This is a genomic window from Streptomyces sp. PA03-6a, assembly GCF_033792765.1.
Lineage (GTDB): Bacteria > Actinomycetota > Actinomycetes > Streptomycetales > Streptomycetaceae > Actinacidiphila.
The window spans coordinates 1-12154 of the sequence record NZ_JARAVK010000266.1 but is presented as its reverse complement, the minus strand read 5'-3'; the positions used below and the strand labels follow the sequence as shown (position 1 = coordinate 12154).

General features: G+C 72.7%; 15 protein-coding genes. 7 read left to right on the top strand and 8 right to left on the bottom strand.

Annotated elements, in window-relative coordinates:
* The first annotated feature begins 244 nt into the window (after positions 1-244).
* The 5 genes from PV350_RS38855 (at position 245) to PV350_RS38835 (ending at position 3453) form a co-directional block, all read left to right on the top strand.
* Positions 245-952, top strand: a complete 708-nt coding sequence (locus PV350_RS38855; protein ID WP_500338152.1) for a TetR/AcrR family transcriptional regulator — start codon at positions 245-247, stop codon at positions 950-952.
* Positions 953-1077: 125 nt separating this feature from the next.
* On the top strand, positions 1078-1458 hold the full coding sequence (locus tag PV350_RS38850; RefSeq protein WP_500338151.1) for a hypothetical protein: 381 nt from the start codon (positions 1078-1080) through the stop codon (positions 1456-1458).
* Between the two features lie 127 nt (positions 1459-1585).
* Entirely contained in the window at positions 1586-2275 is a 690-nt protein-coding gene (locus PV350_RS38845; protein WP_500338149.1) for a hemerythrin domain-containing protein, read from the top strand.
* Positions 2275-2907, top strand: a complete 633-nt coding sequence (locus PV350_RS38840) for a TetR/AcrR family transcriptional regulator (protein WP_499510337.1) — start codon at positions 2275-2277, stop codon at positions 2905-2907. The genes PV350_RS38845 and PV350_RS38840 overlap by 1 nt, the downstream gene beginning before the upstream one ends.
* A gap of 33 nt (positions 2908-2940) precedes the next feature.
* The gene (locus tag PV350_RS38835; protein WP_499510336.1) at positions 2941-3453 is read left to right on the top strand and encodes an SRPBCC family protein; all 513 of its coding nucleotides are present in this window, start codon (positions 2941-2943) and stop codon (positions 3451-3453) included.
* A gap of 24 nt (positions 3454-3477) precedes the next feature.
* Here PV350_RS38835 and PV350_RS38830 read toward each other — a convergent pair whose 3' ends face one another.
* The 6 genes from PV350_RS38830 to PV350_RS38805 form a co-directional block, all read right to left on the bottom strand.
* Positions 3478-3639 (bottom strand): hypothetical protein, encoded by a 162-nt coding sequence (locus PV350_RS38830; protein ID WP_499510335.1) that lies wholly within the window; start codon positions 3637-3639, stop codon positions 3478-3480.
* A 71-nt stretch (positions 3640-3710) separates the two neighbouring features.
* Positions 3711-4781 carry a hypothetical protein gene (locus tag PV350_RS38825; protein WP_500338148.1) on the bottom strand — a complete coding sequence of 357 codons (1071 nt, stop codon included), beginning with the start codon at positions 4779-4781 and terminating at the stop codon, positions 3711-3713.
* Between the two features lie 31 nt (positions 4782-4812).
* Positions 4813-5766 carry a cytochrome c oxidase assembly protein gene (locus PV350_RS38820; protein WP_499510333.1) on the bottom strand — a complete coding sequence of 318 codons (954 nt, stop codon included), beginning with the start codon at positions 5764-5766 and terminating at the stop codon, positions 4813-4815.
* Between the two features lie 140 nt (positions 5767-5906).
* Complete coding sequence (locus tag PV350_RS38815; RefSeq protein ID WP_499510332.1) at positions 5907-6932, bottom strand: 6-phosphofructokinase; 1026 nt, start codon at positions 6930-6932, stop codon at positions 5907-5909.
* Between the two features lie 187 nt (positions 6933-7119).
* Positions 7120-7848: a type 1 glutamine amidotransferase gene (locus PV350_RS38810; protein ID WP_018561605.1), complete on the bottom strand. Its 729-nt coding sequence runs from the start codon at positions 7846-7848 to the stop codon at positions 7120-7122.
* A gap of 31 nt (positions 7849-7879) precedes the next feature.
* Positions 7880-9118, bottom strand: coding sequence for a MurT ligase domain-containing protein (locus tag PV350_RS38805; protein ID WP_499510331.1), 1239 nt, complete (start codon positions 9116-9118; stop codon positions 7880-7882).
* Positions 9119-9281: 163 nt separating this feature from the next.
* Between PV350_RS38805 and def the strand changes: the two genes are divergently transcribed.
* The gene (def, locus tag PV350_RS38800; RefSeq protein ID WP_499510330.1) at positions 9282-9830 is read left to right on the top strand and encodes a peptide deformylase; all 549 of its coding nucleotides are present in this window, start codon (positions 9282-9284) and stop codon (positions 9828-9830) included.
* Here the strand turns inward: def and PV350_RS38795 are convergent.
* Positions 9827-10477, bottom strand: coding sequence for a TetR/AcrR family transcriptional regulator (locus PV350_RS38795; RefSeq protein WP_500338145.1), 651 nt, complete (start codon positions 10475-10477; stop codon positions 9827-9829). The genes def and PV350_RS38795 overlap by 4 nt on opposite strands.
* A gap of 127 nt (positions 10478-10604) precedes the next feature.
* Here PV350_RS38795 and PV350_RS38790 point away from each other — a divergent pair, with 127 nt between their 5' ends.
* Complete coding sequence (locus tag PV350_RS38790) at positions 10605-11828, top strand: acyl-CoA dehydrogenase family protein (protein ID WP_499510328.1); 1224 nt, start codon at positions 10605-10607, stop codon at positions 11826-11828.
* Positions 11829-11840: 12 nt separating this feature from the next.
* Here PV350_RS38790 and PV350_RS38785 read toward each other — a convergent pair.
* Positions 11841-12154, bottom strand: a 314-nt coding sequence (locus PV350_RS38785) for a hypothetical protein (RefSeq protein WP_500338143.1), incomplete at its 5' end; no start/stop codon positions are given.

Genomic DNA, 12154 nt, shown 5'->3' with positions numbered 1-12154 from the left:
CCTCGATCCGCGCGGACTTCGGCGGCAGCTCCACGCAGATCCAGTGGATCACCGCCGCCTACACGCTGGCCTTCTCCGTACTGATGATCACGGGGGCGCCGGCGGGGAGAGGGATTGGGTGGTCACGGGGGCCTCCGCGGAATCGGACGAACGGCGTTCGTTCTGAACGAACAGTGTTCTAGAAGACGAACAGTGTTCGTGTCAAGTACGCTGTTCGTGTTCCGCTCCCGGAGGTACGCAGCACGTGACATCGGTCCCCGTCCCGCCCTGGCGCCCCGAGCGCAAGAAGGCCCCCCGCCGCAGCCTCAGCCGTGAGGCGATCGTCACCGCGGCCCTGCACGTCGTCGACGCCGAAGGCCTCGACGCGCTGAGCATGCGCCGGGTCGCCCAGGAACTGGACACCGGCGCCGCCTCGCTCTACGCGCACGTCGCCAACAAGGAGGAGCTGCTGGAGCTGCTCCTCGACCGCATCCAGGCCGACGTGACCCGCCCCGAGCCCGACCCGCAGCGGTGGCAGGAGCAGATCAAGGAGATGGCCCGGCAGGGCCGCCGCGTCCTCGTCGCCCACCGCGACCTCGCGCGCGCCGCCATCGGCCAGGGCATCCCCTTCGGCCCCAACGCCCTCCTCAACGCCGAGGCCATGCTCGCGGTTTTCAAGGCCGGCGGCCTGTCCGACCGGGTCTGCGCCTACGGCGTGGACGCCCTCGCGCTCTTCGTCACCGCCACCGCGGTCGAGGAGAGTTTGCGCAACAGCCAGGGCTTCGGCGGGACGGGCGTCCCCCTCGACGAGCACATCGCCCGCATCCGCGAGTACTTCGGCTCGCTGCCCCCCGCGCGCTTCCCCCACATCACGGGCATGGTCGACGCCCTCATGCGCGACGAGGGCGACGAACGCTTCGAGTTCGGCCTCGACCTCCTCGTCTCCGGCCTCGCCCGCCACGCCCCCGCCTGACGCCGGGCCTTTGCGGCTGCCGCGTGGGGGGGGTACGTACTCGGCCGGAGCTGAGTACGTGCGCTCTGGCCGGTGCCCAGGCGGGGCGGGACGCTCGGGTCATGCGCCGATCAACAGCGAATCCCGTGTCCCGGTTGTTGCCGATCCTCCTGCTGGCCGTCGTCGCGTCGGCCGACTGGGCTGCCTGGCTGGGCTGGGACAGGCACCGTGATGTGCAGCCCGACGGCACCGTGACCGGTCCCTACGAAGCCTGGCAGGTCGCAGGGCTGGTTCTGACGCTCGTGGCGGCCGTGTGCTGGGCCGCGTCCCGCGGCTTCGTCATGGCCGCCGTGCTCGGCACCACGCTCGGCCTGACCGCCGCCGCCTTCGTCGACTGGTCGGACGACTCGAGCGGCCTCTTCGTGGTCGGCGTCGGGATGGTCCTGACCGGGACCCTCGTCGTGACGGCCGTCCTCGCCAAGGTGGTCGCCTCCGTGACAGGGGGCGGAGGAAGGACGAGGGCCTGACGGCCTGCATCCACGCCGGGGCATGAGGGGTGGTGCCGCCCACGGGGCCAAAATTCACCGGAACGACGTTGTAATGAAAACATCCCGGGCCCTAGTCTCCGAGCAGGACGGCGACGGGGAGGTCGACATGGGGACGGGTTACGCACCCGCGGACACGCGGATGATGGGGATCGTGCACGGCGCGCTCCGCCGTGACCTGGAGCGCACGCGGACGGTGTTGTCCACCGAGCCGCATCCGCAGCCGGGGCAGGGGAGCGCGGTCGGCCGGCACGTCGTGTGGCTGATGGAGTTCCTCCACGCGCACCACATCGGCGAGGACGAGGGCCTGTGGCCCCTGGTGCGCGAGCGCGACCCGGCCACCGGGCCGCTGCTGGACTCGCTGGACGCCGACCACCGCCGGATCAGCCCGGCGGCCGTGACCGTGACGGACGCCGCCCGGCGGTACGCGGAGACGGCCTCCGACCAGGCGCGCGTCAGACTGCTGGCGGCGCTCGACGCGTTGACGGCCGTCCTCGTACCGCACCTGGAACGCGAGGTCGAGGAGGCCATGCCCGTCGTGTCGGCCACCCTCACGCAGGCCGAGTGGCATGCCTGGGACCAGCGGTACAACGTGAAGTCCAAGTCGTTCGGGCAGCTCGGCATGGAGGGGCACTGGCTGCTCGACGGCATCGACCCCGAGGGGCACCGGATCGTGGTCGCCCTGGTGCCCCCCGTTCCGCGCTTCATCCTGCTGCATGGCTTCGCCCGCGCCTACCGGCGGCGCCTGGCGCAATGGTGGCGGCCGCAGGACCCCGAGCGGGGAGGGGAGGTCCGCTGATGGCGGAGCAGGAGGAGCCCCGGGCGCGGCGCGCGTACCGGTCACCGCGACGCGAGCAGCAGGCGGGTGAGACCCGGGCCGTCGTGCTGGCCGCGGCCGTCCGGCTGTTCGGCGAGCGGGGGTGGGCGGCGACCGGGATGCGTGACGTCGCCCGCGAGGCCGGGGTGTCGGTCGAGACGGTGTACGCGGGCTTCCGGTCCAAGGGCGAGCTGCTGATGGCCGCGCTCGACGTCGCCGTCGTCGGCGACGCGGAGCCCGAAGCGCTCGCCGAACGCCCGGAGTTCGCCGGACTCGCGTCGGGGACCCGGCAGGAGCGGATCGCCGCCGCCGCGCGGCTGGTCACCGCCATCCACCGGCGCACCGCCGGTGTGCACCTCGCGCTGCGTGAGGCGGCCGCCTCCAACGGCGACCTGGCGGGGAAGCTGCGGGACAACCAGCGGCGCCGGCGCGTCAGCGTCGAGCAGGGCATGACCGGCGTCACGGGGCGTGCGGTGACCCGGGAGGAGCTCGACGGGGTGTGGGCGGTCCTCGGCGTCGAGGTCTACCACCTGCTGACCGGGATCTCCGGCTGGACACCGCAGCAGTACGAACAGTGGGTGGCCGGTGTCATCGACCGGCTGCTCGACGCGTGAGACCCAAGTACACGACCTGGAGGGGGAGGAACAGTGAGGGACAACGACAGGGAGCGGGGCGTCGCCCGGACGTGCCGCACCGAGGTGGTCGTCGACGCGCCGGCCGAGGCCGTGTGGCGCGTCGTCGCGGACGTGACCCGGACCAGCGAGTGGAGCCACGAGTGCCACCGGGTCACCTGGCTGCGCGGGGCGAGCACGGCGGCACCGGGCGCCCGCTTCCGCGGCCGCAACCGATCGGGCCGGCTGAGGTGGAGCCGGGTCTGCGAGATCGTGGCGTTCGAGGCCCCGCACCGGATCACGTGGCGTACCGTCGCCACCCCGTTCTTCCCCGACAGCACCGACTGGACCATCGCGGTGGAGCCGGCGGGCACCGGGACACGGGTGGTGCAGACCTACCGCATGAGGAACACGCCCGCCTGGTTCCGGTGGCTCGTGGGCCGACTCGTCCCGGCCCACCTCGACCGCAGCGGTGACCTCACCGACGACCTGCGCCGCATCGGGACGATCGCCGCCCGCGACGCGCAGACCGCCGCGGCACGGACCTGAGGACGGGCCGGCGGCCGGGAAGCCTCAGCGGGGCGTGCGGATCGCGAACACCCCGATCGTGGCCAGGGTGAGGACGACCCAGGCGAACCACACCCATCCGTTGGGGCCGAGCGCCACCGTGTACGCGGTCACGGCGACCAGACACGCCACCGTGCACGTGATCATCGCCTTGGCAGGTGTGGGCATCCCTGGCCTCCTCCCCGGGGGCCGCGCGGCGGCGGCCCGGACTCCATGGTCCCGCCGCCGCCCGCCGTGCGCTACCAGTCGCCGTCGGTGACCTGACCCTCGTCCCCCAGCTGCTGCACCTGACCCGGGTGCGGCGCCACCCACGGCGACTCGTCCTCGCCGAGCCAGTCGCCGACCGGCTTCACCTGGGTGAGCGTGCCGGGCGCCGCCAGGTCCTCGGCGTCGGCGTCGTAGTAGTCGAACCAGGGCAGTCCGGCGGCGGTGTACGCGGCGCGGTTGACCGGGGAGGGGGGAGCCGGCTCGCCGGTGATGCGGCGCCATTCCGGCACCGTCGTCAGGTGGACGTAGACCCGGCCCGAGGGCTTCGCGCGCCAGTCCGAGGGCTTGCGGTCGTCGCGGTAGACCTCCTGCCGCATGCGGCCGCCGGCGCCCAGCCCCATGGAGACCGGGGACCGTCCCGCGCCCGCCGCCCGGCGCGCGGCGCCCCCCGGACGCGGGACGCCCCCCGGGGCCGGCGGAGGGGCGGCCGCCGGGGCGGCCATCGGCATCGCCCCCGGGGCGCCGCCGTAGCCGCCGAAGGCCGCGCGACGCGTGCTCTCCCGGCGCCGCTGCTCCGCCCGCCACGCCGCCAACTGCTCCTCGCCGAGTTCGGACACCTGCAACTGCACCCCGCCCCAGACCTCCTCGCCGGTGACCTGGCCCTCGACGGTCGCGCCCAGGCCCAGGGGCACGGCCACGAACTGCCGGATCGTCCCGGAGCCCGAGTTGATGCCGTCCAGCCACGGCTGGCGCGGCAGCACCACATAGTTCTGCGGGTCCTGCGACAGCCGGTCGCTCCACGGCCGCCCCGACACCGCGCACACCTTGCCGACGCCCACCTGGAGCGCGGCCGGCGCGGAGGCCGAGAAGCTGAGCCACATGGCCTCGCGCTGGTAGACGGGCAGCATGACCCCGCCCCGCGCGAGCCATTCCTGCGGGGCGGTGTCGGGGTGGTCCGAGACCCGGCGCAGCGGGAAGGTGCCGATCCCGGGTGGGAGCGGATGCGTCCCCGTCTCCGGCAGCCGCAGGGTGCGCATGAAGCGCACCGTGACACCGCCCGGCAACTGCAGCGCGTCGCCCGATATCCGTACCTGGTCGCCCATCGCGGGCCTCCCTTCGCGGCGGGCGGCCCCGTCAGCCGCGACCCCGTGCCTCCAAGGATGCCAAGTACGCGTTGTAGGCTGCCAGTTCCGCGTCGCCGTCGCGGTCCGCGGCGCGGTCCTTACGACGCGCCTGGCGCTGGTCGGAGGTGTACCACTGGATCAGCAGCGCCACGAGGACGATCACCGACGGGATCTCGCTGAACGCCCATGCGATGCCGCCGGCCGCGGTCTGGTCGTCCAGCGCGTCGATCCCCAGCGAGGCGGACGGGTGCTTGAAGGCGCCGATCATCGGCTCGCTCGCCATCATCAGGGCGATGCCGAAGAAGGCGTGGAACGGCATCCCGGCGAACAGTTCGAGGATGCGCAGCACATGGCTCGGCCGGTTCGGTCCCGGGTCCACGCCCATGATCGGCCAGAAGAACACCAGGCCCACCGCGAGGAAGTGGACCATCATCGCGATGTGCCCGGTCCGGCTGCCCATCAGGGTGTCGAACAGCGGGGTGAAGTAGAGCCCGTACAGGCTGGCGATGAACAGCGGGATGGTGAACGCCGGATGCGTGATCACCCGCAGGTAGCGGCTGTGCAGCAGCGCCACCAGCAGCTCCCGCGGGCCCTTGCGGCCGCGTCCCGCCGTCGGCAGCGCCCGCAGCGTCAGGGTCACCGGGGCGCCCAGCAGCAGGAGGATGGGGGAGACCATGCTGACGACCATGTGCTGCACCATGTGGACGCTGAACATGACCATGCCGTAGTCGTTCAGCGCGGTGCACATCACCAGGGCGATGGACAGCACGCCGGCGACGAAGGCGACGATCCGTCCGGCCGGCCAGCGGTCGCCGCGCCGCAGCAGTCGTACGACACCCCAGCCGTAGAGCGCGAGCGCGAGCAGACAGCCGGCCAGGAAGACCGGATCCCCGCTGAACTCGAGCCCCCGGCCGAGGGTGAACGGCGGGAGCTCCGCCGTCATCCCGTGTCCGCCGTGGTCCATCCGTCACTCTCCTGTCGTGCCTGCCGCACGCACCGCGCCGTCGGCAATGTGCCGGTTGGGGCGGGTGCGCCCGCACCAGACTAGAACCGCCCCCGGTCGCGCTCGCGACCGGGGGCGGTTCGAGGAGTGTGATCAGTGCGTCACAGCACGCACTCGGCCTCGACGTAGCGCTCGGCGGGGACGGTCTTGAGGTGTTCGACGGCGGTGGCCAGGGGCACCAGCGTGATGTCGGTGCCGCGCAGCGCCGTCATCATGCCGAAGTCGCCGTTGTGCGCGGCCTCGACCGCGTGCCAGCCGAAGCGGGTGGCCAGCACCCGGTCGTAGGCGGTGGGGGTGCCGCCGCGCTGCACGTGGCCGAGGATGACCGGGCGGGCCTCCTTGCCCAGCCGCTCCTCCAGCTCGATCGAGAGCCGGGTGGCGATGCCGGTGAAGCGCTCGTGGCCGTAGACGTCCTTGACGCCCGACTCGAACTCCATCGTGCCCTCTCGCGGCTTCGCGCCCTCGGAGACCACGACGATCGCGAACTTCTTGCCCGCGGAGAAGCGCTCGCCGACCCGCTGGGTCAGCTCCGCGACGTCGAAGGGGCGCTCCGGCACGACGATCGCGTGCGCGCCGGCCGCCATGCCGGAGTGCAGGGCGATCCAGCCGGTGTGGCGGCCCATGACCTCGACGATGAGCACGCGCTGGTGCGATTCGGCGGTGGTCTTCAGGCGGTCCAGCGCCTCGGTGGCCACCGTCACGGCGGTGTCGAAGCCGAAGGTGACGTCGGTGGAGGCGATGTCGTTGTCGATCGTCTTGGGCACGCCCACGATCGGCAGCCCGTTGTCGGACAGCAGCCGGGCGGCCTTGAGGGTGCCCTCGCCGCCGATCGGGATGATCGCGTCGAGACCCAGGTCGGCGACGTGCCCCTTGGCCCGCTCGACGCCGTCCCGCAGGTGCTCGGGGCGGACCCGCGAGGAGCCGAGGATGGTGCCGCCACGGGCCAGGATGCCACCGACCGCGTCGAGGTCGAGCTTGCGGTAGTCGCACTCGAGGAGGCCCTTCCACCCGTCGTGGAAACCTATGACCTCGTCCCCGTGGTCGACGACCGCGCGGTGCACGACCGACCGGATGACGGCGTTGAGGCCGGGGCAGTCGCCGCCGCTCGTCAGCACACCAATACGCATTTGCTCGTTACTCCTGAAAGATCGATCCGGGCGCCGGACGCCGTCGTCCGGATGGACCCGCGGCGACGCGCACCGCTGCTCACTACGTTATCGAGCCGGGCGCGGGCGGCGGAAACGCCGCCCGCACTGCGGACACAACCCGGCCCTGGCCCCGTTTCCCCCGGTCGGCCCCGCGACGTTGCGGACCTCAGGCCGGCTGGGACGCCGCCGCGATGCGCTCCGCGCGCAGCGCCTCGTACCACTGGTCGTCGACCGGCGGCAGCGCCCTGACGTCCATCGCCAGCTTGATCAGCATGTCCGCGATCTGCGGGTTCCGGGCCATGACGGGGCCGTGCATGTAGGTGCCGAAGACGGTCTCGTTGTACGCGCCCTCGGTGCCGTCGCCGGTGCCGTTGCCGTTGCCGAAGCGGGTCCGCGCCAGGGGGCGGGCGTTCTTGCCGACGTGCGTGACGCCCTGGTGGTTCTCGAAGCCGGTCAGCGGCGGCAGGCCGAGCGCGGGGTCGATGTCGGCCAGCACGTCGCCGACGCAGCGCTCGCCCTCGCCGCGGACGCTCACGACGTCCAGCAGGCCCAGGCCCGGTTCGGGACGGCCGAGGTCGTTGACGAACTCGTGGCCGATGATCTGGTAGCCGGCGCACACCGAGAAGACGATGGCGCCGTTGTCGACCGCGCGGTTCAGCCCGCCGTCGCGGCGCAGCCGCTCGGCGGCCAGCCGCTGCGGGCGGTCCTCGCCGCCGCCGATGAGGTAGATGTCACCGGAGGTCGGGATCGGCTGGTCGGACCGTACGTCGATCCGGGTGACCGGCACCCGCCGCTGGCGGGCCCGGCGCTCGGTGACCAGGACGTTGCCCTGGTCGCCGTAGGTGCTCAGCAGGTCGGGGTAGACCCACACCAGACGCAGGCTGGAGTCGCTCACAGCGTGTTCTCCTGTCGAAACGGGTCTTCGGTCAGTTGCCGACGCGGCGGCGCAGGTCCTGGAAGGCGGTGTAGTTGGCGATGGCCTCGATCCGGCCGGCCGGCGAGGTGCGCACCGCCTCGTCGAAGTCCTGGCACACCTCGAACTGCAGCCCCGCCACCTCGAGCCGGACCGCGAGGTCCAGCTTGCGGTCGCCGATGACCCGGATCGGGTGCCCGGCCAGGCGGGTGTAGTCCACGTCCCACAGCCAGGAGGTGTCCGTGCCGTCGGCCCCGCGGGCGTTCACCGAGAGGATCACCGGGGTGGGCGGGCCGTCGATCAGCGAGAAGGTCTCCAGCCAGCCGGCCGGGTTCTTCGCCAGCAGCAGCCGTACGTCGCGGTCCTGGAAGGACACCACGTCGTAGCGGCCGGCGACGGCCTGCACCTTGTACATCCGCTCCAGGGCGACCTTGGGGTCGACCCCGAACGCGGCCGCCGCGGCGGCCGACACGGCGGCGTTGGACTTGTTGGCGCGGCCGGGCAGCTGGAGCTGGATCGGCCATGCGGACCCGTACGGGTCGATCACGTGGTCGCCGGACAGCGCCCAGGTCGGCGTCGGGCGGCGGAAACCGCACTCGCCGCAGAACCAGTCCTCGGCCGGCCGCTGCAGGACACCGCCGCAGGAGGGGCAGGACCAGGCGTCGTCCTTCCACTCCTGGCCCGCCGCGACCCAGACGACGGTCGGGCACGAGGAGGCGGCCCAGGTGATCAGCGGGTCGTCGGCGTTGGCGATGATGATGGCGTCCGAGCCGGCCAGGCCTTCGCGCCACTTCTCGGCGAGCATGCGGGTCTCGGCGGCGCGGTCCAGCTGGTCCCGGGAGAGGTTGAGCAGGGCGATGGCCTTGGGCTTGACGTCACGGGCGACGCCGGCCAGGTACTTCTCGTCGACCTCGATCACGCCGTAGCGGGCCTCGGAGCCGCCGGCGAGCGCCGAGGTGATGCCGGCGGGCATGTTGGCGCCCAGGGCGTTGGAGACGACCTCGCCGTTGGCGCGCAGCGCCTCGGCGAGCAGCCTCGTCGTGGTGGTCTTGCCGTTGGTGGCCGAAACGAGCACGACGTCGAGATGGGTCGCGAGCCGGGCCAGCAGATCAGGGTCGAGTTTCAGGGCGACCCGGCCGCCGATCACCGATCCGCTGCCGCGCCCCGCCGCACGCGACACTGCCGCCGCGGCCTTGCCCGCCGTCACGGCCAGCTTCGCCCGCGGCGACAGTGGCTCCGCATTGCCTGCCATCGTCTCCACATCCTCCTCGCGTCCGGCCCCGCTCACCTCCCCGGCCGTCGGGCCGGAGTGCGTGCCCCGGGCCGTTGCACCGGCCGGAAGGCATCGGTCGCCGATCAGCCTATCCACTTCCCCCACCGGCGCTGAAACGAGCCGCCCCCGTACGCTGGCCCGCATGCCACACGCCCCCATCCCCGGCAGCTCCGGGACCGTCCGCCCGATGCGGCTGCTGGGTGACCCCGGGCTCCGGGAGCCCTGCCGCGACGTGACCGTCTTCGACGCCGAACTCGCGCGCCTCGTCGAGGACTTGTTCGCCACGATGTACGCGCACGACGGGGTGGGGCTGGCCGCGAACCAGATCGGCGTGCCGCTGCGGGTGTTCGTCTTCGACTGCCCGGACGACGAGGACGTCCGGCACCTCGGGTACGTGGTCAACCCCCGCGTCGTGCACAACGAAGGGGTCGTGGTGACCGGCGAGGAGGGCTGCCTGTCGCTGCCGGGCGTCCACGCGGGCACCGCCCGGCACGACGAGACCGTCGTCGAGGGCGTCGGCACCGACGGCGCCCCGCTGCGCGTGGAGGGCACCGGCTTCTTCGCCCGCTGCCTCCAGCACGAGTGCGACCACCTCGGCGGCGGCCTGTTCGTCGACCGGCTCACCGGCCTGCGCCGCCACCGCGCCCTGCGCGCCGTCCGCCGGGCCCCCTGGGCGCCCGACAGTACCTAGAGACGCGGCGCGCCCGGGCGGTCGCCCACGGCGGCGAGGCGGCCCCAGAGCAGGTCCGCGAGGTGGCGGACGAGGACGTCACGGGCGACGGGGCGCTCGCCCAGCCACCAGTCCCCGGCCGCGTGCATCATGCCGACGATGCCGTGGCCCCAGACCCGGGCCGCCACCTGACCCTCCGGGCCGAGGTCGAGGCGCTCGGCGATGACGTCGGCCAGTTCCTCGCCCATGCGGCGCAGCACGGGGGCGGAGTGGCGGCCGATGTCGAAACCGCGGTCGGGATCCGCGGTGCTCTCGGCGGGGTGCATCAGGAAGCGGTAGACCTGCGGCCGGGCCTCGATGGCCGAGAGGTAGGCGTCGAGGGTGGCCTCCACGCGGTCGCGGCGCTCGTTGGGGGCGTCGAGGGCGGCCCGCAGGTTGGCGAGCAGGGCGTCGGTGTGCCGCTTGGCCAGGGCTCGGTAAAGCCCGCTCTTGTCGCCGAAGTGACGGTACAGAATGGGCTTGGTGATGCCCGCCTCGGCGGCGATGGCGTTCATGGACGCCTCGGGGCCGTCCCGCAGCACGACGCGGTCCGCGGCCTCGAGCAGCTCCCTGCGCCGCTCCTCCGCCGAGGACGGCGTCCGCCGCTCCTGCCGCTGGCTGGTGTCCACCCGAGCCTCCCCGCCCGTTCGAATTTCCTCGCGCCTGCGCAACGTAACACCCCTCGTCCGGTTGACATCCCTTACCAGCCGGTAACACACTGGCGTTACCGCAAGTAACAAGCACGTGGAGGGGACGATGGGCGACTTCTCGCTCGAGCTCAACGACGACCAGAAATCGGTGCGCGACTGGATCCACGGCTTCGCGGCCGACGTCATGCGCCCGGCTGCGGCGGAGTGGGACGAGCGCGAGGAGACGCCCTGGCCGGTGATCCAGGAGGCCGCGAAGATCGGACTCTACTCGCTCGACTTCTACGCCCAGCAGTACTTCGACCCGACCGGCCTCGGCATCCCGATCGCCATGGAGGAGCTCTTCTGGGGTGACGCCGGCATCGGCCTGTCCATCGTCGGCACCGGCCTGGCCGCCGTCGGCGTCCTGGCCAACGGCACCGAGGAGCAGATCGGCACCTGGATCCCCCAGATGTACGGTGACGTCAACGACGTGAAGGTCGCCGCCTTCTGCTCCTCCGAGCCCGACGCGGGCTCCGACGTCGGCTCGATGCGCACCACCGCCGTGTACGACGAGGCCAAGGACGAGTGGGTGCTGACCGGCACCAAGACCTGGGCGACCAACGGCGGCATAGCCAACGTCCACGTCGTCGTCGCCGTCGTCGACCCGGAGCTCGGCTCCAAGGGCCACGCCTCCTTCATCGTGCCGCCGGGCACCCCCGGACTCTCCCAGGGGCAGAAGTTCAAGAAGCACGGCATCCGCGCCTCGCACACCGCCGAGGTCGTGCTGGACGACGTCCGCATCCCGGGGAGTTGCCTGCTCGGCGGCAAGGAGAAGCTCGACGAGCGCCTCGCCAGGGCCCGCGAGCGGGCCAAGGGCGGCGAGCGCGTGAAGAACGCCGCCATGGCGACGTTCGAGGCCTCCCGGCCGGCCGTCGGCGCGATGGCGGTGGGCACCGCCCGCGCCGCGTACGAGGTCGCCCTCGACTACGCCACGACCCGCACCCAGTTCGGCCGGCCCATCATCGACAACCAGGGCGTCGCCTTCCAGTTGGCCGACATGCGCACCCGGATCGACGCGGCCCGCCTGCTGGTCTGGCGCGCCTCCTGGATGGCGATCTCGGGCAAGCCCTTCACCTCGGCCGAGGGCTCGATGTCCAAGCTGTACGCGAGCGAGACGGCGAAGAAGGTCACCGCCCAGGCCATCCAGATCCTCGGCGGCAACGGCTTCACCCGTGAGTACCCGGTGGAGCGCATGCACCGCGACGCCGCCATTTATACGATCTTCGAGGGCACGAGCGAGATCCAGCGCCTCGTCATCGCCCGCACCCTGTCAGGCATGCCGATCCGCTGACGCCCGGCCCGCTCACGCCGCCGTCCCGGTCAGCCCGGCCGCCCGCTCGGCGATCGCGAGGACGGCGGCGTCGGTGTTCGCCGAGCAGGCGGCACGTCCCGACCGGGTGGAAGGACGTGTCGGCGTGCAGCCGCAGGAACGGCCGCAACTCGTCGGCTCCGTGGACGGCCGGACCCGGCAACCCCTCCCCGCCGCGGCGCCGACCGCACGGACGATGCGCAGCCCGGTCGGCATCCGGTCCACGTCCCGCTCGCCGGCGGCGCGGCGGGGAGGGGTTGCCGGGTCCGGCCGTCCACGGAGCCGACGAGTTGCGGCCGTTCCTGCGG